The sequence below is a fragment of the Providencia xihuensis genome, from assembly GCF_041953405.1.
Lineage (GTDB): Bacteria > Pseudomonadota > Gammaproteobacteria > Enterobacterales > Enterobacteriaceae > Providencia > Providencia vermicola.
In genome coordinates this window covers 2,140,883-2,164,472 of sequence record NZ_CP169565.1, presented here as the reverse complement: position 1 = coordinate 2,164,472, position 23,590 = coordinate 2,140,883, and the positions used below count along the sequence as shown (strand labels likewise).

The window sequence follows — 23,590 nt, the reverse complement described above, 5'->3', positions numbered from 1 at the left end:
ATTGATAATGCAGTCAATATCATCAATGGCACTCACTAAATCAAATAAAACAATAGGCTAAATAATAGCCTCACTCCCACTCTAGTATCAATGATAAGGAAATAAATCTATATAACAGATAGTTAGAATGGTAATCACTATCGATACCATCATTAATACCATACACAGAATTTTTTGATTTTTGTTGCTCGCCGACGTTTTAAGGTTTGCCCAGGCAGAGAATTCAGCCATATCACGATGAAGCTCTTACTTATCTTCAGGGGTAAAAAAATGTCACCCATTACTCTATTCAACTTGTCACTATATTCTTTATAGTATCTCATCAAAAAGTGAGCTATCCACAAGAAACCTTAGAGATACTTTTAAATTATTTTTAATACAATCCTTCACAACTATTCAGGTTATGGCTTATCAATCAATTAAAACTGTTCATTATGCATCCACAAATGTTCCAATGCCGTTGAATGCTGAACTGTTTTAATTCTTTTTAATGCTTCAGATAACTCCGATTCTAAAAGTTCAATTAGCTCGCCGTTCTCATCATCAGCTAGCATCTTCCAATAAGTATCTGCCAAACTCTTTTCTCCCGCAATAGCAGCTTTTCTAGCGTTTTCGAGTGTACTGTCACCATCAAGATTGAAAATAACAATAGTGTTGTCAGCAATTTCTTTTTGTTCTGATGTTAAGGAAGTTCTAGCTCTAATTTTTCCAGTATTAAGAAACAGCATTAATTCACTAGGGTCCATTTCATCTGGTTTACATACCTTAGCTAAATCTATATTTTTAGCTTTTAAATCCTCATCTTTAAACTTCCCACAACGATTCGGATTGTTACATGAACCAAATAAATTATTCCAATTAAATGTCATACTTGGGTCGCGGCCCTTTTGAATAAAATGTTCAATATGTCTTTTGGTATTATCTTCATGTAACTGACACTCACAATATGCACAAAAGCCATGCTGCATGATGTTGAGTTTTTCCCAAATATCGCTAGTTAAACCATTGCTAGAAATAACAGACCAATTGTCTTGGCCATGCCTGAATTGAGCTAAACACAAAGGAGATGAACCACGAACTAATTTTTTCATCAGAATCAATTTCCTTTAAGTGCTCTGGCCTTTAATTTGAACTCTTGAGTTCTAATGTCTCCTTTAATTTTCATAACCTCAGGATGTTCAGTGCCGAAATGATTAACTATTTTATCAAATAATTTTATACCATCCTCCGACTGCCAAAGTTTCTCTGCTATCAAACTTGAATAGTCAGAAATCCAATTTGCTTCGCACACTGGAGGTACAGAAAATGTTCCCATAATCTGTTCTAGGACATCAGAGCTACACACACCTTTGGTCTGAAATATTGGTTTGTCTATAAAAGCAACTCCATTATTATCAAATCGAAGTATACGAATACAATCTTTATCTACAGTAGAAAGCACTTGAGGGCTATGAGTGGTCACGATGAACTGTAGGTTAGGGAACATTTTTTGAAAACCTATTAGGATCTCTTGTTGCCACTTTGGATGAAGGTGTAATTCAATTTCATCAATAACTACAATTCCATGCCCATGTAAAGGGGTACTAGAGTCAGGATTTAACTTAACTAAACGCCTTGCCAGGTCTCCAGAAAGAGCTACTAACATTTTTTGACCTTGTGATAACTGGGCAATATTCACTCTATTTCCAAAGTTATCAACCATTAGTCTGGCTCTTCCTGAACTACGATCGACCTCGAGATTCTTCACATCTGGAACAAGTACCTCTATTGCTCGATTGACTAAATCTAAATGTCTTTGATATTTTGCTGAGGATTTAGTTTTTATTAAATTTTCTAATTCCTGTTTTTTAGCATTTAGCTTAGCATTGAATACATCATTTTCTGGAGGTACTTGGCCAGCGTACACATCATCAATAGTAGCCTGCAGCGTTGAGATCTGAACCTTCAGATCTTGAACTTCCTTATTATCTTCACCTTTTGCTCTATTTACGAGCTCAATATAAAGCTTAGAAAAGTCCTCTAGTTTTCCGCTTCCATCCAACGCGGTCTTAAGGTCAGAAAATCTATTACTAGCACTATCTCCTGACGCTGTTTCTGTGATCGTTGAAGATAAGGAAAAGTCTGAACGTTCAACTGAATAGAATACTAAAAGGGGAATATGTATTGATGGATTTTTGGCTATACTTTTATACATATCGGCAACTTGCCTTATAGCAACCACATCTGTAGGAGAACTACCCTCATATCCCAAAACAGTACTACCTAAGCTCACATCAAAGGTATTCTGATTATCAAATTTAAATTGAGTCATGACTTCACTGAACTCTTTAGAGCCAACATGAATATCACTCTCTGTAATTGGTCTACCAACTACGTCTGTTTTTTCCAGATTATTATTCAACCATGAAAATGTCTTCGCAATAGCTTCTACAACACTCGTTTTACCTGCGCCATTAGCGCCTATAAGTACAGTAACTTTGTCATCGAATGAAATATCAAGGTCTGTAAATCTTCTAAAATCAGTCAGGTGCACTGAAGATAAAGTAAGTTTCTTTTCAAGAAGCGCGGATTCTACTTTATTTAAATATTGATAAGCTAAGTCCTCATTTTTATGCGCCACATTCTTACCTTCAGAGTAATTTCTAAACAACTGATACGAAGATTGAAAATTACCTTTATCTGAGCTTTGAACTAGGTGTTTAACAGACCTACTTCTATTTTTACGTAACTTAGTCATTTGACTCCTCAATAATTTGAGTAATTAACTCAGAGGTATATTTTCGTTTCAATGATTGAATAAACATGGGCTCGACATGCTTAGCAAAAGCAATAAGTCCTCTAAGATGTTGCCTGTCATCAGTATCAAGTATATTTAGTTGAACTTGGTGCACTAAATGTTTGATATATCTTTTTCGTTCTCTTCCTAGAGAGAGAACTCCATCATTAGTAATGGTTATACCTGTTACATGCCTATTATGAGCTTTAGATGAGAACCTAGTTTTCTTCCTATTAATTCTTATCGCTCCTCCAAATAATTCAGCCAACTTATCTTTTATGAGCTTAGGAACGACAAAGAGAGAATCCTTATGCTTGGTCGAGAAGGTCATGTCATCAGCATACCGAGTATAAACAATTTCTTTTTCAATGCATAAATTGCTAACAGCGCAATCAAATTGGTACATAAAGAAATTAGACACAAGTGGAGAACTTGGTGCTCCTATACTAAGAACTAATGCACCTCCAGTTTTTTTACTTGGACACCAGAAAAGTAAGTTTTCTAAAGTTTGCTTATCTTGGTTTGAGGGTAAAGGAAGTATTGACTCCCAAACTTCCCAAAATATTTTATTTGAAATGGAATTGAAAAAATTTTCAAGATCCAGCTTAAGTAGGTAAGAATTATTTTTATGAGCAACTGCATTTTGTTTGATACTCATACCTTTCCTATAAGCCATCGCTGAAGCATGGATAGGAAACTGTTGAATTTCTAAAAATTTACGCTGATATTCTTTCAACTCTTTAGATGGTTGAGCTATAACGCGATGCCCTAAAGTACGCTTTGGAATAGTATAGACTTTATACCTTTTAGGCGCATTCTGAAGAAAACTAGTGACTTCGCCTTCACTCTTTTGCAACATTAATGCTAATTTTTCTATCAATATCATATCTAACCCCATAAAGAAGCCCAAGAGCAGCACTCTTGGGCTGGGCTCAACTCTTTACTAGAGGAAGCGATAGGTTCGCAACCTGATTGACGAACGGGTGAGGAGATCAGGTTGCGAACCTATCGCAACCATAAAACCGTTCAATAAATTAGAGTCTGGCTAAACACCCGACTAGACGAATTCGTCCTAAGCTAAAGAGCTCTTACATTATACAATAAGTGTATGAGCTTATTCAATTTAATGTTGGAGTCGTTCTAACCTTCATTATGTGCCACAATCGAAGAATCACCTTCCCCACGCCGGAAAGTATGCTCACTACTATTGTTGAGAAGACTTTTCCTTGAGAGCAACTAACCTTGGATCTTCAGCAGGTAAATACGCAACATGACCTGTCATTAGCTCCCCCATACCTAATAAATCAGGCCCACCCGCGATCTGAACAGCTAATTGCAAAGCCAGCATAGACTTTCCTACACCTCCTGGAGCAACTATTGCCCCTACAGTCCCAGCGACCATATTAGGTAAAACATAGTCAAATGAAGGTGGTTCGTTTGTAAATGCAAACATTATTTCAATCGCCATGATAACTCCCTGCATAAATCTCCTGGTCTAGCCGCTTTTAACAATGATCTGCGTCTTTCTTCTATCCAGTTTTCAACTTCAGCCAAATCCCAGGCAACGCTCCGACTTGTCAGCACAATACGACGAGGAAACTCCCCTCGTTGCTCCAGGTTGTAGATGGTTCGGTCTGATAATGGGATCATTTTCAACAATGTCTTACGGTTGATCAGCGTTTTATTTTTCACTGATATGCTCATTACTTGCTCCTCCTAAACATTATTTGCTAGATAATGTCAGGCTTTGCTAGTACATTAATCATATCCATTGGACAAAAAAGTTGAATTTATTAAATGGAACTAGAATTTGATATCCAAAAACGATTAGGTAAGTTCTACATTCCAATATGGGCTGGCTGTGATAAATCCGTAGCGGCTGCCATTACGATGTTTAGGGAACAATGGCATTCATATTCTCAAGTTTCCAAAAGCCATAATATAGCCAGACTAATCAAAGAATTAGTTGACCCAGCTGTATCTGAATACTTGAATCGTCTTCCAGACAACTATCTACAATATAGTCCAATAGCGTCAGCTAAGCTAACTTACAGCGATTTAATCAAAATGAGAGGTTTTCGTTACTGCTCTGATTGTATTGGCGATTATCTTAGGCCTTTTGTTGAACATTCTACGTATACAGAGCCAGATAAATTATTTATAGCTACTCAAGAAACATTAAAAAGCTTATTTTCCCACTGCAAAGGAAAACGCCCAAAAAGGTCAAGGCTCGCACCTAATATCTACTTTAATACTGAAAGAGGCAAAGGATTATGTCACCTTTGTGGCAACCCAACTGAGTTTTCTTCATTTATTACCAATTGGAATAATGATGGTTTTATTGAAGATACTGAAGAAAAATATGGAGTAAAGAAAGTGCCAGATTTTAGCCATAAATATTGCTCTCACCATAAGCCACAATTACAAGATGGCTCTTGGAACCCAGCCTATAAACAAGCAATGCGCTCTTCTAAACAATTTGAATTGGAAGTTTTAAGATTATGTCGCCAAATAGCTAAACCAGAGCGTTTAAACGCTATGTCAGGTGATAACCTCATTGATGAATATTTTTATTATTATCTTAGCGATAAAACAATAGATTACGCTCAATCACTTACATGTTTTGAGCATATCCAAAATACATTTTCTGAATCAATTACCGTTGATGAAAAAACATGTGAGGAAATAATTAGTATTGTTGATAATATGACAAATGCAGGAGTTTCTTTAGGGCCTGATGACATAGATAAGATACGCAATATTGCCAGGGAAATGGTCAATTCACGTTTATCAGATAATAAAAAACGCATGTTAGTTTTACGCAAGAAAGGTTTTAATCAACGAGAGATAGCTGAAATAATCAGCTCACTGAGCGGTAAAAAATTATCACACCAAGCGGTATCTAAGGCCATGCAGTCTGTGTGTAAGGATTTTTTGTTAGAAGGCTCTCTAGATATAGAGTCTGAATAAATTTTATACTCAATTTATTGGAGTAATTAATGAAAAATTGTCTTGTAGAATACAACGTCAATGTCCCAGTAAAAAATGTAGCGCAATTATCCTTTTCTATAGATAACTGCTCTGTTACAACTGAAAATGATGCTGAGTCTACTACATTTAAAATCTCTATACTATGTCAACTAAAAAACTATCAATCTATTACTGACTCAACTATTCTTGTACGAGCTAAATATTTAAGTATCCTAGGAATAATATCATTCTTAATTGATGAACCCCTAGATGTATTTGGTCACTCTTCTCATAAAAAAATAATTGATAGTCCTCCAAACCTGAATTTAGATGCTATTTATATTAAAGAAAACACTGATCACACTCAAACTTTAAGTGAGTTAATGAATAAAATCATAGACTCAACGACACATGAAAAAGAATTTATTTTTTCTTTGTTAGATCGTTGGCGTAAAGCTAGATATTTAGAAAAAGAAACAGAGGAAAATCTTATTTTTAATGATGAAGCCACATTATCATACTTTCATGTCCTTGAATTACTTGGAAATACATCATCTAGTGAAATAAAAAATGATTCTAAAATTTTAACTGAAGAGTTTCTTAGAAAATATAATGATATTATTCTTTCATTACCTTCCTCAACAATAGAGAATGAAGTCACCCTAAAAACAAAATTGATCTCATCTATATTAGATAAGGATATTTCAGTATACTCTAAAATAACCTATTTATTAAAAAAATACGAACTTTTTGATGAACGTACATCTTACTGGATTAAAAATTTAATTGAATCTAGAAATTCTGTAGCCCATGGAAGAAGAGTTTATTATAGTAAAGCTATTTATCCAGTACAGCCATTTTTTCCATTAATATCTAATGACATTTACCCATTATATTTTTTACGTATTTTCATAGCCAAAGTAATTGCAAATTATCTAGGAATAAAATCATTTGAAAGTGATTGGATTCAAGTACATGCATTTCTAAATCCTGGTGAATATGCTACTAAAACTTTTCTTTCATCAAAACAATTCGAACAACCACATTCATTATCAGGCTTAAATTCATCTATTGTATTTGGAGGGCTTAATGAGTTAGTGTTATCTAAAAAGATAAAAATATCTAACTGTATTGAATTTTACAAATTTTACCTAAAATCCAAGATTGACATGGAAAAATTTGTTTACTTAAATTCTCATGCATTAAGCTTATTATTAGATTTACCAATTGATGATAATGTGGCTCAGTGTATCTTTACTACATTTAAATTGATTAACTCTAGTGGCCATAAATATCATACCAATTTCCGTGATTTATTTTATGACCTTGATTTCCATAACTTTAAAGCAAACAAGCTTGAAGATCTCATTAGCTCAAGAGATTTATGCTAATAATAAGTGTACCGCTGATTATATACATATAAAACATGTATATAATCAAGATATGATAATCATAGGTCTAATTACACTATTAAACGTACTTTAGACCGTCCACTCATCAATCATATCAGCCCAATCCTGCAACATAGCGGTGCGTTGTTCACGATACTCTGCCTTATTGTACACTGCCCTAACTCCTTTCTGTTCATGCGCCAGGCATTTCTCTATCCAATCTGTGTTATAGCCTGCTTCATGCAATAATGTACTCGCTGTTCTGCGTAAATCGTGAGGCCCAAATTTAGCAAGGTCATGCCCGTCTTTTTGTGCTGCTTTATAGGTGAGAACCAGCACCCGATTCATTGTTGCACTACTCATTGGCGCATCTGAATCATAGCGCGATGGTAGAATAAAATCAGAACCGCCTGCAAAGGTTTTTAAGGCAACTAAAATATCCATGACTTGACGCGATAAAAAAACCAAATGCGGATTACGGCGTTTCATTCGCTCTTTTGGGATTGTCCAAATTGCTTCACTGAAATTAATTTCACTCCAGGTGGCGTTCGTTAACTCACTTTTACGTACCATTGTTAACAATAGCAGTTTTACAGCTACCCGAATTGAGGGCGTTGTCCCAACCTTCTCAAGATAGTGATACATCAAACCAATTTCACCTGGCGTTAACGAGCGATCTCTGGGTTCAAATTTTGCAATACTTGCAGGTCTCACTAAATCTGCTGGGTTTTCTACCTTCTGGCCCCGTTCAATCGCCCAGCGATAAACCTGAAGTACGATTTCTCGTGCATGAACCGCAGTCGCTGGTGCACCACGTTCAACAATAGTGTCAGTGATCGCCCGTAAGTCTTCGTGTGTGATTTCATTTAATTTTTGGTTGCCAAATTTCCCCTTGAGTTCCCTGGTATAAACTGATCGCCGCATATCCCGTGTAGAATCTGCCATTTGATAGCCACGAAGCCACTTTTCAGCCCATGCACCAAATGTTTCAGCACCTTTAATTCTCGCTTTATCTCTGGCTTTTTCTTTAGCTGGGGACTTACCATCTGTCACCATTCTTTTAGCTTCCCCTAGCCGCTCTCTGGCTTCAGCTAAAGTAATTCCGCCAATACCATAACGACCAAAAGTCACCGTTTCCTGTCTGCCGTTGATGGCGTAGTTATAACGAAAAGAGACAGAGCCAGCAGGCGTTACAGCGACATACAGCCCATCTCTGTCGTTCACTTTATAGAGCTTTTCTTTCGGTTTTAAATTTCTCAGTTTGGTATCAGTCAGCATTCATTTTCATCCTTTTTTAACGTTTCGATACCATGCAAAACAACCGTAGGAAACTATGATTCAATTCCTTTAAAAACAAACAATTACTTGTTTTTAATACCATGAGGAGATCAAAAACTATCGCATGGTATCAGTCGGTGTTCATGGCATCTGCTTGCGATAATACCAACTTTAATACCCCATTCAACTTGTGCTTGACGCTGCTAATCAGTGCCAGATACGGCAAACTATAAAAACAAAAAAGCCCACTTTTACATGGGCTTAAGTCGTTATTTTGCCAGTCAGTGCCAGCGAGTTCTTATTGGGGGATTATTCCCACTCAATCGTCGCAGGTGGCTTGCCGCTGATATCATAAACCACGCGGGAAATACCATTAACCTCATTGATGATGCGGTTAGAAACGCGGCCTAAGAAATCATATGGTAAGTGTGCCCAATGAGCAGTCATAAAGTCGATGGTTTCAACTGCACGCAGTGAAACAACCCAGTCATATTTACGGCCATCGCCCATAACGCCAACAGAGCGAACAGGTAAGAACACAGTGAATGCTTGGCTAACTTTATGATATAAGTCAGCTTTATGTAGCTCTTCGATAAAGATAGCATCTGCACGGCGCAGTAAGTCACAGTACTCTTTCTTCACTTCACCTAATACACGAACCCCTAAACCTGGGCCTGGGAATGGGTGACGATATAACATGTCATAAGGTAGGCCTAACTCTAAGCCAATTTTACGCACTTCGTCTTTGAACAGCTCTTTTAACGGCTCCACTAAGCCAAGTTTCATGTCATCTGGCAATCCACCCACATTGTGGTGAGATTTAATGACGTGTGCTTTACCAGTTGCAGATGCTGCTGACTCAATAACGTCTGGGTAGATAGTCCCTTGTGCTAACCACTTGATATTTGGTAGTTTAGATGACTCTTCATCGAAAACTTCAATAAACACATGACCAATTTTCTTACGTTTCGCTTCAGGATCGCTGATCCCCGCTAAAGCATTTAAGAAACGATCTTCCGCTTTAGCATGGATAATGTTCAGGTCAAATTTACCTGCAAACATTTCCATCACTTGGTCTGCTTCGTTTAAACGTAATAAGCCGTTATCAACAAACACGCACGTTAAGCGTTTACCAATAGCGCGGTTTAACAGTAAAGCGGTAACTGAAGAATCAACACCACCTGACAATGCCAGCAATACGTGGTCATCACCGATTTGCTCTTTCAAGCGCGCAACAGTGTCTTCGATAATTGCAGCAGGTGTCCATAATGCTTCACATTGACAAATATCTTTGACGAAACGGGATAAAATATTTAAACCTTGATGAGTGTGAGTTACTTCTGGGTGGAACTGTACACCGTAGAATTTTTTCTCTTCGTTTGCCATGATGGCATACGGGCAGCTTGGTGTGCTTGCAATCGTTTTGAAGTCCGCAGGGATAGCTGTTACTTTGTCGCCATGGCTCATCCACACGTCTAAAACAGGTTTGCCCGCTTCATTGAGAGAGTCTTTGATATCGCGGAATAATTCACATTGTTCAGTGATTTCAACGTTTGCGTAACCAAACTCACGTTCACCTGAAACTTCAACAGCACCACCCAGTTGCATTGACATGGTTTGCATGCCATAGCAAATTCCTAATACAGGTACGCCTGCGTTGAAGACGTAGTCGGGTGCTCGTGGGCTATCATTCTCAGTCGTACTTTCTGGGCCACCAGAAAGAATAATACCATTTGGATTAAATTCTCGAATTTGCTCTTCTGTAACGTCCCACGCCCAGAGTTCACAATAAACGCCAATTTCACGGATACGGCGGGCAATCAGCTGTGTATATTGCGAACCGAAGTCAAGGATAAGGATGCGATGCTTATGGATATTTGTTGTCATTTGAGGAGAATTCCAAAAATTCAAGTCAAAAATAAAAATTGGTGATGTGCAATACATCAACACACCACCCTGTAAAGTTATCGGTTATTGTCCCAAACGATAGTTTGGTGATTCTTTGGTGATAGTCACATCATGTACGTGGCTCTCTTGAATACCCGCGCCACTGATGCGGACAAATTCCGCTTTTGTTCTCAGTGCGTCAATGGTACCACAACCCGTCAGCCCCATACAGGAACGTAAACCACCCATTTGCTGGTGAATGATTTCTTTCAGGCGACCTTTATAGGCAACACGGCCTTCGATGCCTTCTGGTACTAATTTGTCTGCTGCGTTATCAGATTGGAAATAACGGTCTGAAGAGCCTTTAGACATTGCCCCTAATGAGCCCATACCACGGTATGCTTTGTAAGTACGGCCTTGGAACAGGATAGTTTCACCCGGAGATTCTTCAGTCCCTGCGAACATCGAACCCACCATCACACACGCGGCACCCGCTGCAATCGCTTTGGAGATATCACCAGAGAAACGAATACCACCATCAGCAATAACTGGAATACCCGTGCCTTCAAGTGCTTCTGCAGCTTCAGCGATTGCAGTAATTTGTGGTACACCAACACCCGTTACGATACGCGTAGTACAAATAGAGCCAGGGCCAATACCGACTTTCACTGCGCTCACGCCTGCATCTGCTAACGCTTTTGCGCCTTCAGCTGTTGCAACGTTACCACCAATGATTTGTAAGTCAGGGTATTTTTGGCGAGTTTCACGAATGCGTTGTAATACACCTTCAGAGTGGCCGTGTGAAGAGTCTATCAGTAAGACGTCTACACCAGCTGCAACCAGCGCATCAATGCGCTCTTCATTGCCACCGCCAGCACCAACCGCAGCACCAACACGTAAACGACCTTGCTCGTCTTTACATGCGTTTGGTTTACGTTCTGCTTTCTGGAAGTCTTTAACGGTGATCATCCCTAACAGATGGAAGTTATCGTCGATGACTAAGGCTTTTTCTACGCGTTTTTCATGCATTTTTTGTAATACGATTTCGCGTGCTTCACCTTCTTTGACGGTAACTAAACGCTCTTTTGGCGTCATAACCGCGGTAACTGGTTGGTCTAAATCTGTCACGAAACGCACATCACGGCCTGTAATGATACCGACTAATGAATTGTCTTTCGCCACCACTGGGTAACCTGCGAAACCATTACGTTCAGCCATTTCTTGCACTTCGCGGATAGTGGTATCAGGGGTAACGGTGACAGGGTCAGTGACAACACCACTTTCATGTTTTTTCACGCGGCGAACTTCTTCCGCTTGGCGCTCGATAGACATGTTCTTGTGGATAAAGCCAATCCCACCTTCTTGAGCCAAGGCGATTGCAAGGTCAGATTCAGTAACGGTGTCCATTGCTGCAGAAAGCATTGGAATGTTCAGGCGGATGTTTGCAGTCAGTTGAGTAGAGAGATCAGCTGTATTTGGTAATACTGTTGAGTGTGCAGGAACGAGTAATACGTCGTCGAAAGTTAGTGCTTCTTTTTTAATGCGTAACATAGGCAATATCCCACCAGGCAGCGTTATGGAAAGGTATAAAATATTGCCGCGGCATTATACACACCGTAATCGGTTGCTTCCAGCCTTTTTTTGAAAAATTACTTGATAACTCCGATAGCTAGGTTAGTATTTAGCGATTAAGTCCTTGTTTTAAAATTTGATCTGGCTCACATGTCGACTTCACAAAATAGTGCAATTTTTTCTGTTAGTAAGCTTAACCTTGCCGTGCGCGAACTTCTTGATCAGCAAATGGGGCGGATATGGTTAACTGCAGAAATTTCAAATTTTTCCCAGCCTAGTTCAGGTCATTGGTATCTGACGCTGAAAGATGACCGTGCACAAGTTCGTGCGGCGATGTTCCGTGGGCAAAATGCACGGGTAACCTTCCGTCCTCAAAATGGGCAACAGGTTTTAGTGCGCGCCACTGTCACGCTATATGAACCCCGCGGCGACTACCAGTTAATTATTGAGAGCATGCAACCTGCGGGCGAAGGGTTATTGCAACAACGTTTCGAGTTGCTAAAACAAACGCTAAGCGCGCAAGGTTTATTTGATACACGGCATAAAAAACCGTTACCCAGCCCAGCAAAATCTGTGGGGATTATCACCTCTGCAACGGGTGCGGCTTTGCACGATATTTTAAATATTCTTCGCCGTCGTGACCCTTCACTGCCGATTGTTATCTACCCCACGGCGGTTCAAGGGGATCTCGCCCCTGCTCAAATCGCACGTATGATTGAATTAGCAAATTTACGCCGTGAATGTGATGTATTAATTGTTGGCCGCGGTGGCGGTTCATTAGAAGACTTATGGGCGTTTAATGAGGAAATCGTCGCAAGAGCGATATTTTCGAGCCAATTACCCATCATCAGCGCTGTAGGCCATGAAACTGACGTCACCATTGCAGATTATGTGGCGGATGTGAGAGCACCGACACCATCCGCTGCCGCGGAACTGGTCAGTCGTAACCAACAAGAAATGCTCCGCCAGATAAAATCAGCACAACAACACCTTGAAATGGCGATGGACTATTACATCGCAGGGCAACAGCAACGCTTTGCTAAGCTTCATCACCGTTTACAACAGCAACACCCGCAATTACGTTTAGCAAGACAACATAATCAGTTGAATTTATTACAGCAAAAACTTGCACAGTCAATGACTCGTCAATTGCAAACTGCCTCAGTTAAATTTGATAGAGCCAATCGTCGTCTGCAACAAAACGATTTACGACCACAATTGCAAAAACAACAGCGCCACTTACAACAAGTGCAATACCATTTACAAAATATGATGACGCAATTAGTGAACAGTTACAGGCAACGTTTTGCAGTAGCGTGCTCAAAAATGGAAGCTGTTAGCCCATTAGCAACACTGGCTCGTGGCTTTAGCATTAGCGAAGCACCTGATGGCGCAGTTTTGAAAAAAACCACCCAAGTTAAACTGGGACAACAGCTACGTACGCGCTTAAATGATGGCTGGGTAGAAAGTGAAATTACCCATATTGAAAAAGTAAAAGCAAGGCGCACCACAAGAAAAACAAATTAACTATTTTATGGGTTTCATCTTTTTAATTTAATGAAACCCATATTTTAACCCTAATTAGAAACGAATTTGCCCACCCAACATATAGGTACGCCCTCTTGCCGTCGCATTGTGTTTACCACGTTCCTCCATAATTGCTGTCGAATTTGAACGGTTTAGTGCATCAGAATAATTTTTATTTGTTACGTTATTTATTGTCATCATCAATTTGACGTTCTTGTTGATTTCATAATCGGTGTATAAATCAATCACGGTTGGCTGCTTTTCATATTTATCTTTTAAAGCATTCCCTTCATTATCTACAATAGATTCAACACCAATACGTTTGGATGGCCCAGTCCATGTAACCGTCGTTCCCAATGTTAACTTTTCATCCAATAAACGGACACCTGAATCTAAGGTTAGATAATAATCAGGTAGTTCCGTAAAATCTCCTGCACTAAAATCTGCGGTTTTCGCAATGGACGTAGGCTGGTCTCCAGTCTCTTTTGTATAAGAAAGCATTGAATAGAATACACCTGCATCATAGTTTGCTTGCAGTTCATAACCACGCAAATTAACGTCTTTTATTTCATTCGAATAGATATAGCTTTTTTGAGTAATATTCGGAAATTCGTTGTCCCAAACATCATCGTTCATCAAACACCATTCTAATTCAACCGCATTTGTTGGCTTACACAATAAATATGGCTTGCTCGTAATGTAATTTTTAATTTTTGTATTAAACCACAACGCTTTCAGATTAAATTGGTCGCCTTCAACAAATAAATCAGGTTTTAAACTGTTAAACCCAACCTGCCACGTATTTGCTCTTTCACCTTTTAAAAATGGGTTCATACTTTGTCCGCCATTTTGTGAATAAAAAACTTCCTGTGAATTTGGTGCCCTCATTGAATGTGCATAACTCACAAAAGGCTGGAATTCAGGTATGATTTCAGCAGAAAGTAATACTCCAGGGTTAAAACCACTCTCTTTTAAGTTAATATTAGCTTCTTCCTGAGGGAAACATTTCTCAGTTTCATCGCAAGCGGGTTTATAACCTTTTAAACGGTAGTGCATATAATTCAAATCAAATACCGCCGTATAAATATCGTATTTCGCTTCTAGTTGCGTATAACCGCTGGATAAATCCAGTGTGCCTTCTGGGGAAAAAGGGTTATATTTTAATGTGTCATCATCAATAACTGAGCTTACTGTCTTTTGGTATTTCGTTTTCGATAATTTAGAACCGATTTTCCATTGAAAATCGACATCTCCATAAGAAAATCGGCTCGTATTTGAGATATTAAGGCCATCTGCAATATTTTTAGACCCGCCCTCTCTCAAAGCCCACCCAAGGGAATCCCCTTCAAACTTTTGGTTGCTATTACTGTAGTTTGCCAACACCTCAATATCCACTAGTTCATTTAATGGCGTATATTTATATTTAAGGTAATAATCTTCACTATCAATTTTACGGCGAGTTAATTTATTTTGTAAAAAACGGCCGCTAAACTCTAATTCATGTGTATCATTGGGTTTATATTTTAATTTGGTTAATTGTGATTGAGGCTTTTGTTTGAACGTTGAATCCGTTGCAAAATCATCACTGTCATATCCCGCACCATTTTTATAACTTCCGGGAATATTGTGACCGCTGATGGCAATTAAACCACCAAAATATCCTTCCCCATCATTTAATAATGTTTTTCCTGCAACGGAAACCATACCGTTATAGCCAAGCCCGTTATCTCCCCAACTTCCTTTGCTACGTAGTCCATATAAATTATCTTTAAAAATTACATCATCAATACCAAGAGTACGAAAGTTTGCGCTACCAGCTAAAGCATTCACACTATTACTGCCATTTAATTGCCCTTTTTCCACATCAACTTCAACAATAAAATTAGGATCAATTAACGCGCCGAAATCATTATTGGGCTGTTGCCCATGCGTGTATTGGCTAGGCGAAATACCGTAGTAACTTTGTGTGACACCATCCACCATCATATTAACGCGACCAAAACCACTCAGGCCACGAATGTTCACGTTGATAGTACCTTGGCTGCCATCCATTTGGGTGTACGTCCCTGGCATAGTACGGATAATTTTATCCATACCTTGTAACTTATTTTCAGTTCCAACAGCACTGTAAGCACCTGGTTTTTCCAGTGCTTTAACCAAAGGCGTTTGTTTTTGCGCACCTGAGACTTTTAATTGGCTAAATTTAACAACCTTTTCTTTGCCTTGATTTTCTTGCTGTGTATTTTCAGCGAAAGCAATCCCCTGAGCACCAGTAAAAACCATACTCGCACTCAATATTATTATTTTATTTTTCATTTAAACCATTCCTGTAAACGCAATATTTCTATTCACGCCCACAGTGCATTCCAATATAAAAAAGATAAATTCAATACCCATAATTGAATTATCAAAAAATGTTTCCCCCTAAATATATTCACACATTTAGGGGGTTATTATTAGATTGAATAAATTATTTTAAATAAGGAAAGTATTTAGCTTTATCTTCTAGCATTAAAAGAAAACTGTAATCCAGAGCAATATCATCAAGTGCATTAAAACGCCCAGATTTCCCGCCGTGCCCTGCGTTCATGTTAGTTTCCAATAATAATAAAGAATTGCCTTGTTTCATATCGCGTAATTTTGCCACCCATTTAGCAGGTTCCCAATATTGAACTTGAGAATCATGCAGGCCTGTGGTGACCAACATATGTGGATAACGCTGTGCTTTAATATTGTCATAAGGACTATAGGATTTTATGCGCCAATAAGCCTCTTCATTTTCAGGGTTTCCCCATTCATCATATTCCCCCGTGGTCAATGGAATAGAAGGGTCAAGCATTGTCGTCACAACATCCACAAATGGAACCGCAGAAACCACGCCTTCATATAACTCAGGCGCCATATTCACAATCGCCCCCATTAATAAACCACCTGCACTCCCCCCCATCGCATAAATATGCCCTTTTTTTCCATAACCTTGGTCAATAAGCGCATTGGTCACATCGATAAAGTCAGTGAAGGTATTCATTTTATGAATAGTCTTTCCTTGCAAATACCATTTTTTACCCAGTTCACCACCACCACGAATATGTGCGATAGCATAGACAAAACCGCGATCTAACAGAGACAATCTTGATGAACTAAATGAAGGGTCCAAACCATAACCATACGCCCCATAGCCATAGATAAGTAATGGGTTTTTGCCTTGTTTAAAGAGGTCTTTGCGATAAACCAGTGAAACGGGGACTTTTACGCCATCGTTAGCCGTTATCCATAAACGTTCACTTTGGTAATTTGCCTTATCAAAATTTTTGATATCCTCTTGTTTTAGTAACTGTTTTTCTTGCGTTTGCATATTGATTTCATACACAGAAGACGGCGTAGTCATCGATGAATAGCCATAACGCAATTTGTTAGTATTAGGTTCTGGATTATTTGATATCCATGCCATGTACGCAGGGTCGTCAAACGTCACATAATTTTCTTGCTGAGTTTGCCAATCAATTTGGCGAATATTCACCAAACCATTCGCCCGCTCTTCAAGCACTAACCAGTTATTAAAGAGTTCAAATCCTTCTAAATCAACATCATCGCGAGGAGCAATCAATGTCGACCACGCCGAAAAATCATTATGTTTTTCTGCATTGTTATTAGTGTACAAACCAAATAATGGGTTTTGATGGTTTGAACGAATATAGAATTTCCCATTGAAATGATCAGGGTAGTATTCCACACCCGTTTGGCGAGGTTTAAAGGTTTCAATCGCTTTATCAGGTTGGTTAGCATCGATAATCCGATATTCGGATGTCTCAGTACTGGTAATGCCAATAAAAATGATCTCTTTCGAAGTCGATTTGCTTAAACTCACGTAAAACGTATCATCGTTTTCTTCATAAAGCAGTTTGTCTTGCGCTTGTTTTGTGCCTAACTTATGGCTAACCACTTGATATGGTAATAACGTTTGCTTGTCTTTATTCACATAGAATAAAGTTTGGTTATCATTCGCCCAAACAATATTGCCTGATGTATTCATCAACACATCATTTTGCCACTGACTTTCATTAATTTTACGAAATGAAACCGCGAATTCATTACGCCCTTGTCTATCCTCTGCAATTGCCATTATCGTGTTATCGGGTGAAATTGTTAACGCCCCCATACGATAATATTCTGTACCTTCCGCACGTTGGTTACCATCGACTAAAACAGTCCATTCACCTTGGCTATTTACAGGGCGTCTTTCATAAATTGCATAATTTTTTCCAGCAACAACACGAGTGCGATAAGTATAGCCATTAAAATCGTACGGAACTGACTCGTCATCTTGTTTCATCCGTGAGAATAACTCGTCATAAATCGCTTTTTTTAATGACTCTCCTGATTTAAGCTCTTGCTGTGTATAGGCATTTTCTTGGGTGAGATAGTCAATGACCTCTGGCGCTTTACGCTCGTCATCCCTTAACCAATAATAGTTATCGACACGGGTATCTCCGTGGATTGTCATCGTATGTGGCTGCTTTTTGGCCATCGGTGCTGTCATTCGTTCCTCCGCAAACACTGCGCTTGTCTGTAATCCCAATAATGCAATAAGACAAAATTTAACGGCTCCTGATAAGCCTGACAATCTATTTAAGTGCGTTCGCATTTTTTACCCTGATTATTTATTTTCAATCGTAAAATCAATCGGCAATTCCACCGTCACTTTGCCTTGAGCTAACATATCGGCAGGGGGTACTGGCAAGGGCTCAGCTCGAGTGAGTACCCGTTGCGCTTCTCTATCTAATGAGTTTGTACCTGAGCTTCTGACTAATGCACTATTCACGATATATCCCTGTGCATCTACCTCAAATTTAATCACGGGCCTTCCAACGCGATTACGCCGTCTAGCATCTTCAGGATAGCGTTTAAATTTATTCAGTTGCCCAAGAACTAGCGCTTCCCATTGGCGTTGCTCATCATCTGATTGAGCATGACTGTTAAATGCAGCCGCAACGCGATCTGTTTGTTGCTTTGCCGCCGCATCGCTTGTCACTGGGGCAGCACTGGCTTTTGAGTTATCGCTTTCCAACTCGCTAATTCGCTTATTTTTCACGTCCTTGCGTTCTTTTTTAGGTACTGGCTCAGTTTTCTTTTTTTCCACCTTTGTCACCAACACTTCAGCCTCTTCGTTAATTGGCACTGAAGGAGTGACAACATCATCCATAGCCGATTCTTGTGCTTGGCTTGCTATCGCGAGCTCTTGAGTTTCACCGATATTAGTTTCAGTTAACTGTTTAGCTTGTGATTCAATGGAAATTTCCATAACCACTGAAGGTGGCGGTAATAAATATTGCCAATCATTTTCCGTAATTTTAAAAAAAAGGAGAATAACCGCAACATGCAGAATAACAGCCAAAGCAAAAGCGCCACTGGTTTTCGTCGTTCTACCGTATTCTAAAGTGATCGTCGACATTTTAATCTTTCATGTAACAACAAAGAACGCAAATGATAATCAATAACAAATGCAAATGAAAACCATTTATTACAAATAGTGCTAATTCATTCACATTATTAATATTTATTTAGCTTAATTAGCCTGACTATTAATCACTTGTTGGGGTATACCAGACGTAATCAGCATGTAAATTATCAATCTCACTGCCTTTTTCAGAGATAATTAATACCTTAAATTCAGTTTCTGGTGATAAATCTTGTAAGTGAAGAGGCACGCCAATCGCACGAGTTGCATGATATCCACCCGCAAACAGTAATGCAGGTTGTGGTGCGTTAATTAAAGCGTTAGCCATTGCGCGGTCACGCATTTGTTGGATAACCGTCATTTTGGTGACTTGTTCAGCTGTCAATTCACCACCATGTGAAGATTCAATCGTTTTACTAATAATCTCTTGTACAACGGGTTGAGTTGAATGTGCTCCCGTCAATTTAGGCGGATTTGCATAAGCCTTTGTAATCACATCTTTATCTAAGTTTGCGGCTAACACAGGATAAGGTTGCACTAATACATGTTTAATCAGCTCGCCGTACTGCTCCCATGGCCAACCCGTATTCCATTTGATCGCTGTTTGTAGCCGCTCATCACGAATATAAGCATTTCCCTGCAATTCCGTTTTTGCTCTATTGAATTCTTTTTGTTGCGATGGTGTCATCATCTCTAGTAAAACCGCACCTTGCGGCCTGACCTGCTGCATTTCTTGGACTAACCACTGCTCTATTTGATGGTGATAACGGTTGTCATGCTTTTCGCCCACAATCACATGGGAAGATTGAGCGAGTTGTTGCACCAGTTGTTCTGGGGTGATTGATTTCCCTGAAGATAAATCAATCAATTGATTTTTTTCTACGAGTTTATGATCGAGTTGAAGTGTTTTTTGCGGGGATTTCTGAACACACCCCACCAGTAACACTAGGCCTGCCAGTAATGTGATTGTTTTTCCAATAAAGCGTTTTGATATCATTATTTTATTTTCCAGTATGCAGATGAAGCACACAAAATACAGATAATGATAATCATTTTCAATTAAAAAAGGGCCTCATATAAATACGAAAGCCCTTTTATGCTTAATTTAAATACAAACCGACTGCCATATTAGAGTGGGTTAGTTTGTGCCTCAACAACCGCCAGCGCCACCATGTTCACGATACGACGAACAGAGGCAATTGGCGTTAAAATATGCACAGGTTTCGCTACACCCATTAATACTGGACCGACAGTCACACCATCAGAACTGGTCACACGCAGTAAGTTATAACTAATACGTGCAGCTTCCATCGTAGGCATAATTAATAAGTTAGCAGACCCTTTTAATGGGCTATCTGGCATCACATCTTTGCGAATGGACTCAACCAACGCTGCATCTGCATGCATTTCACCATCAATTTCAAGGTGCGGATCACGAGCTTTGATCATAGCTAAAGTGTCGCGCATTTTTTGTGCAGAAGGACAATCGGAAGAACCAAAACTTGAGCGTGATAATAAAGCCACTTTTGGCTCAATACCAAAGCGACGTACCGTATCTGCAGCCATCAAGGTAATTTCGGTCAACTCTTCAGGGGTTGGGTCTTCATTGACGTAAGTATCGGCAATAAAAGTGTTACCGGTTGGCAGCAATAAGGCGTTCATTGCACCTGCCGTATGGACGCCTTCGCGGAAACCAAATAGATCTTTTACCACTTCATAGTGTTCGCCATAACTGCCTACTGTACCGCAAATCATACCGTCAGCTTCACCACGTAACACCATGATACCGCCAATTAACGTAGGGTTGTTGATTACGGCACGGCGAGCCATTTCTTGCGACACCCCACGACGCTTCATGATTTGGTAATATTCTTGCCAGTATTCTTTATAGCGCGGGTCATTTTCATTGTTGACCACTTCAAAATCTTTGCCTAATTCAATATGTAGGCCCAGTTTCTGAATACGCATTTCAATAACACTTGGGCGACCCACTAAAATTGGGAATGCCAAACCTAATGAAACCAGCTCCTGCGTTGCATGCAATACGCGCTCTTCTTCCCCTTCCGCTAAAACAATGCGTTTTTTCGCTGTTTTCGCTTGAGAGAAAATCGGTTTCATAAATAAATTTGTTTTATAAACAAATTGGTTTAATTTTTCGATATAGGCATCGAAATCTGCAATTGGGCGAGTGGCCACACCTGAATCCATCGCAGCTTTCGCCACCGCGGGGGCAATCTTAACAATCAGACGTGGGTCAAATGGTTTAGGAATGATGTATTCTGGGCCGAAAAATAAGTCTTGATTGCCATATGCTGAAGCAACTTCTTCACTTTGTTCTGCAAGTGCCAAATCGGCGATAGCATAAACACAAGCCAGTTTCATTTCTTCGTTAATAGTCGTTGCCCCAACGTCCAGCGCACCGCGGAAAATGAATGGGAAACATAATACGTTATTAACTTGATTTGGGTAATCAGAGCGGCCTGTACAGATAATGGCATCTGGGCGAACTTCTTTCGCCAGTGGTGGTAAAATTTCAGGTTCTGGGTTCGCCAGCGCTAAAATGAGAGGGTCTTTCGCCATCGTTTTCACCATTTCTGGTGTCAATAAGCGTGGTCCTGAGCAGCCTAAGAAAATATCCGCATTTGGAATAGCGTCAGCTAAAGTACGTTGACCATTATCTTCAATCGCATAAGCGGCCTTCGTAACATCCATGCGTTCATCACGGCCTTTATAAATCACACCTTTTGAATCACAAACTGTGATATTTTCACGTTTAAGGCCTAATGCAACCAACAGATTCATACATGCGATTGATGCAGCACCTGCACCCGAGACCACTAAGCGAACATCGCCAATCTCTTTTTTCACAATACGCAGGCCGTTAATTACCGCTGCTGTACAAATAATCGCCGTACCATGCTGGTCATCGTGGAACACAGGAATTTTCATGCGCTCACGTAATTTTTGCTCAATATAAAAGCACTCTGGCGCTTTGATATCTTCTAAGTTGATCCCACCAAAGGTCGGTTCAAGTGAGGCAATAATATCAACCAATTTATCAGGATCAGTTTCATCGACTTCAATATCAAAGACATCAACGCCAGAAAACTTTTTGAATAGAACCCCTTTCCCTTCCATAACGGGCTTACCCGCTAAGGCGCCAATATTCCCTAAGCCAAGAACAGCTGTTCCGTTTGATACCACTCCCACCAAATTACCTTTCGCTGTATAACGATAGGCTTTAAGTGGATCATCAGCAATTTCAAGGCATGGCACAGCAACGCCAGGAGAATACGCTAAGGCAAGGTCACGCTGGGTCGTTAAAGGTTTTGTAGGGGTAACCGTGATTTTCCCTGGATGTGGAAACTCATGAAAATCAAGAGCACTTTGTTTTAATTTATCATCCATCGTCAAGTCCTTTCAAAATAGGTAAGGTAAGAGCGATAACAGTATAAACACATCTCGCTAGCAAATCATGATCATGCTGGCAATTTCCAGAAAAATCTTTTGATAAGCAGGAATTTGCAGCAGCAAACTGGATAAAACATCTGCATTTAAACGTATCATTTAGCTTTTTTCTCAGACGACATGGTGAGGTGAACCTCTAGCCTATTTAATTAAATAAAAAACATACTATGAATATAATCATTATAAATTGATAATGTATATGTCACTTAACTTTTTACTTAATTAATACATTAATTATATATTAATTAATTCCGCCCTTATTATTCATTAAGTATCATTTAAATTATTCAAATTACCGATATTAATTTTCGAAAATTAATGTATTATCAAAAATCAGTAAAAGTTATCTTAATTTCATATTTAAATTTCGCTTTACATATTTTATCTCAGCAATGTCAAATAATATTACACATATTAAACTCATAGCCATTAGCATATTAAATAATAAAAATGGTTATATTAACGTCAAAATAGTGATTATTTCTATCACACCTATCCAAATAGTTCGTAACGTTTCAGACATAACAAAGGAACCCTCTATGTCTAATTACACAGTAATGATTGTTGATGAGCACCCTATTATACGCTTTGGATTGCGTCAGCTCATCAATACCGATGAACACTTCGTTGTAATGGCAGAAAGCTGTAATTGTACCGAAGCATTAAGTATTGCAACACATCTACAGCCCGATCTTATCGTGATAGATACCAATATGCATGGCAATAAAACCTTTGAAACCATTCGGATGCTCCGCAAACAATGCTTAAATAGCTATCTATTAGTTTTATCCGCATCTACAATTAAAACCGATATATACGGTGCTATTGATGCAGGAGCCCAAGGTTATTTATTAAAAAGTAGTGAACTTGATATGCTATATTACAGCATGAAAAAGGCCTCTGCAGGGCAACATGTATTCAGTGAAAAAATTTATCAACATTTAATGACTCGCCATCAATCTAATGACCCACTATCCACATTAACACGAAGGGAATGTGAAATTCTGCATGAGCTTGCCGCGGGGTTAAAAAACAGAGAAATTTCTAAGTTACTTTTTATTTCTGAAGAAACCGTTAAAGTACACATTCGAAATATTCTAAAAAAACTGCGCGTGCGTTCTCGACTCGAAGCCAGCTTAATTTACATGCGTTCAAAATAACCAATATGAATTATTCAACCACTCATTTATATAATAAGTATTGGTTATAATGATTATATAAGACATTCATTATAACCAACGTAATAAATACCTACTTTTATTT

The 23,590-nt window shown here is 39.0% G+C and carries 16 protein-coding genes and 1 pseudogene; 4 read left to right on the top strand and 13 right to left on the bottom strand.

Going from position 1 to position 23,590, the window contains the following annotated elements; translation table 11 throughout:
• Positions 1-419: 419 nt before the first annotated feature.
• The 5 genes and pseudogenes from ptuB to ACE2AL_RS09585 form a co-directional block, all read right to left on the bottom strand.
• Positions 420-1,091, bottom strand: a complete 672-nt coding sequence (ptuB, locus tag ACE2AL_RS09605; protein ID WP_375084279.1) for a retron Ec78 anti-phage system effector HNH endonuclease PtuB — start codon at positions 1,089-1,091, stop codon at positions 420-422.
• Positions 1,092-1,096: 5 nt separating this feature from the next.
• Positions 1,097-2,737 (bottom strand): retron Ec78 anti-phage system effector ATPase PtuA, encoded by a 1,641-nt coding sequence (gene ptuA, locus ACE2AL_RS09600; protein ID WP_210782888.1) that lies wholly within the window; start codon positions 2,735-2,737, stop codon positions 1,097-1,099.
• Positions 2,730-3,674: a retron St85 family RNA-directed DNA polymerase gene (locus tag ACE2AL_RS09595; protein ID WP_375084278.1), complete on the bottom strand. Its 945-nt coding sequence runs from the start codon at positions 3,672-3,674 to the stop codon at positions 2,730-2,732. The genes ptuA and ACE2AL_RS09595 overlap by 8 nt, the downstream gene beginning before the upstream one ends.
• Before the next feature lie 345 nt (positions 3,675-4,019).
• Positions 4,020-4,244: pseudogene (locus ACE2AL_RS09590) on the bottom strand (AAA family ATPase); the annotation flags it as partial.
• Entirely contained in the window at positions 4,229-4,480 is a 252-nt protein-coding gene (locus ACE2AL_RS09585) for an AlpA family transcriptional regulator (RefSeq protein WP_195569291.1), read from the bottom strand. The gene ACE2AL_RS09585 and the pseudogene ACE2AL_RS09590, both read right to left, overlap by 16 nt.
• Before the next feature lie 93 nt (positions 4,481-4,573).
• Here ACE2AL_RS09585 and ACE2AL_RS09580 point away from each other — a divergent pair, with 93 nt between their 5' ends.
• Positions 4,574-5,746, top strand: a complete 1,173-nt coding sequence (locus ACE2AL_RS09580) for a transcriptional regulator (RefSeq protein ID WP_375084277.1) — start codon at positions 4,574-4,576, stop codon at positions 5,744-5,746.
• A gap of 29 nt (positions 5,747-5,775) precedes the next feature.
• Positions 5,776-7,137, top strand: a complete 1,362-nt coding sequence (locus ACE2AL_RS09575; protein WP_375084276.1) for a hypothetical protein — start codon at positions 5,776-5,778, stop codon at positions 7,135-7,137.
• A 90-nt stretch (positions 7,138-7,227) separates the two neighbouring features.
• Here the strand turns inward: ACE2AL_RS09575 and ACE2AL_RS09570 are convergent, their stop codons facing one another.
• The 3 genes from ACE2AL_RS09570 to guaB form a co-directional block, all read right to left on the bottom strand.
• The gene (locus ACE2AL_RS09570; protein WP_375084275.1) at positions 7,228-8,415 is read right to left on the bottom strand and encodes a tyrosine-type recombinase/integrase; all 1,188 of its coding nucleotides are present in this window, start codon (positions 8,413-8,415) and stop codon (positions 7,228-7,230) included.
• Between the two features lie 309 nt (positions 8,416-8,724).
• Positions 8,725-10,302 (bottom strand): glutamine-hydrolyzing GMP synthase, encoded by a 1,578-nt coding sequence (gene guaA / locus ACE2AL_RS09565; RefSeq protein WP_206086582.1) that lies wholly within the window; start codon positions 10,300-10,302, stop codon positions 8,725-8,727.
• A gap of 84 nt (positions 10,303-10,386) precedes the next feature.
• Positions 10,387-11,853 carry an IMP dehydrogenase gene (guaB, locus tag ACE2AL_RS09560; RefSeq protein ID WP_206086581.1) on the bottom strand — a complete coding sequence of 489 codons (1,467 nt, stop codon included), beginning with the start codon at positions 11,851-11,853 and terminating at the stop codon, positions 10,387-10,389.
• Positions 11,854-12,024: 171 nt separating this feature from the next.
• Here guaB and xseA point away from each other — a divergent pair, with 171 nt between their 5' ends.
• Positions 12,025-13,401 (top strand): exodeoxyribonuclease VII large subunit, encoded by a 1,377-nt coding sequence (xseA, locus tag ACE2AL_RS09555; RefSeq protein WP_371007514.1) that lies wholly within the window; start codon positions 12,025-12,027, stop codon positions 13,399-13,401.
• A 54-nt stretch (positions 13,402-13,455) separates the two neighbouring features.
• Here xseA and ACE2AL_RS09550 read toward each other — a convergent pair whose 3' ends face one another.
• The 5 genes from ACE2AL_RS09550 to maeB all read right to left on the bottom strand — a co-directional run bounded on the left by ACE2AL_RS09550 (position 13,456) and on the right by maeB (position 22,267).
• The gene (locus ACE2AL_RS09550; RefSeq protein WP_375084274.1) at positions 13,456-15,717 is read right to left on the bottom strand and encodes a TonB-dependent receptor; all 2,262 of its coding nucleotides are present in this window, start codon (positions 15,715-15,717) and stop codon (positions 13,456-13,458) included.
• A 154-nt stretch (positions 15,718-15,871) separates the two neighbouring features.
• Positions 15,872-18,046: a S9 family peptidase gene (locus ACE2AL_RS09545; protein WP_375084273.1), complete on the bottom strand. Its 2,175-nt coding sequence runs from the start codon at positions 18,044-18,046 to the stop codon at positions 15,872-15,874.
• Between the two features lie 12 nt (positions 18,047-18,058).
• Positions 18,059-18,853 carry a TonB family protein gene (locus tag ACE2AL_RS09540; protein ID WP_375084272.1) on the bottom strand — a complete coding sequence of 265 codons (795 nt, stop codon included), beginning with the start codon at positions 18,851-18,853 and terminating at the stop codon, positions 18,059-18,061.
• Positions 18,854-18,983: 130 nt separating this feature from the next.
• Positions 18,984-19,856, bottom strand: a complete 873-nt coding sequence (locus ACE2AL_RS09535; protein ID WP_272539414.1) for a ChaN family lipoprotein — start codon at positions 19,854-19,856, stop codon at positions 18,984-18,986.
• Between the two features lie 131 nt (positions 19,857-19,987).
• The gene (gene maeB / locus ACE2AL_RS09530; protein ID WP_206086575.1) at positions 19,988-22,267 is read right to left on the bottom strand and encodes an NADP-dependent malic enzyme; all 2,280 of its coding nucleotides are present in this window, start codon (positions 22,265-22,267) and stop codon (positions 19,988-19,990) included.
• Positions 22,268-22,866: 599 nt separating this feature from the next.
• Here maeB and ACE2AL_RS09525 point away from each other — a divergent pair.
• Positions 22,867-23,487, top strand: a complete 621-nt coding sequence (locus tag ACE2AL_RS09525) for a LuxR C-terminal-related transcriptional regulator (protein ID WP_225818758.1) — start codon at positions 22,867-22,869, stop codon at positions 23,485-23,487.
• Positions 23,488-23,590: the final 103 nt, after the last annotated feature.

Bases quoted from the DNA above. Each gene is read 5' to 3' on its own strand.
- ptuB (WP_375084279.1), bottom strand. From the start codon at position 1,091: ATGAAAAAATTAGTTCGTGGTTCATCTCCTTTGTGTTTAGCTCAATTC.
- ptuA (WP_210782888.1), bottom strand. From the start codon at position 2,737: ATGACTAAGTTACGTAAAAATAGAAGTAGGTCTGTTAAACACCTAGTT.
- ACE2AL_RS09595 (WP_375084278.1), bottom strand. From the start codon at position 3,674: ATGGGGTTAGATATGATATTGATAGAAAAATTAGCATTAATGTTGCAA.
- ACE2AL_RS09585 (WP_195569291.1), bottom strand. From the start codon at position 4,480: ATGAGCATATCAGTGAAAAATAAAACGCTGATCAACCGTAAGACATTG.
- ACE2AL_RS09580 (WP_375084277.1), top strand. From the start codon at position 4,574: ATGGAACTAGAATTTGATATCCAAAAACGATTAGGTAAGTTCTACATT.
- ACE2AL_RS09575 (WP_375084276.1), top strand. From the start codon at position 5,776: ATGAAAAATTGTCTTGTAGAATACAACGTCAATGTCCCAGTAAAAAAT.
- ACE2AL_RS09570 (WP_375084275.1), bottom strand. From the start codon at position 8,415: ATGCTGACTGATACCAAACTGAGAAATTTAAAACCGAAAGAAAAGCTC.
- guaA (WP_206086582.1), bottom strand. From the start codon at position 10,302: ATGACAACAAATATCCATAAGCATCGCATCCTTATCCTTGACTTCGGT.
- guaB (WP_206086581.1), bottom strand. From the start codon at position 11,853: ATGTTACGCATTAAAAAAGAAGCACTAACTTTCGACGACGTATTACTC.
- xseA (WP_371007514.1), top strand. From the start codon at position 12,025: ATGTCGACTTCACAAAATAGTGCAATTTTTTCTGTTAGTAAGCTTAAC.
- ACE2AL_RS09550 (WP_375084274.1), bottom strand. From the start codon at position 15,717: ATGAAAAATAAAATAATAATATTGAGTGCGAGTATGGTTTTTACTGGT.
- ACE2AL_RS09545 (WP_375084273.1), bottom strand. From the start codon at position 18,046: ATGCGAACGCACTTAAATAGATTGTCAGGCTTATCAGGAGCCGTTAAA.
- ACE2AL_RS09540 (WP_375084272.1), bottom strand. From the start codon at position 18,853: ATGTCGACGATCACTTTAGAATACGGTAGAACGACGAAAACCAGTGGC.
- ACE2AL_RS09535 (WP_272539414.1), bottom strand. From the start codon at position 19,856: ATGATATCAAAACGCTTTATTGGAAAAACAATCACATTACTGGCAGGC.
- maeB (WP_206086575.1), bottom strand. From the start codon at position 22,267: ATGGATGATAAATTAAAACAAAGTGCTCTTGATTTTCATGAGTTTCCA.
- ACE2AL_RS09525 (WP_225818758.1), top strand. From the start codon at position 22,867: ATGTCTAATTACACAGTAATGATTGTTGATGAGCACCCTATTATACGC.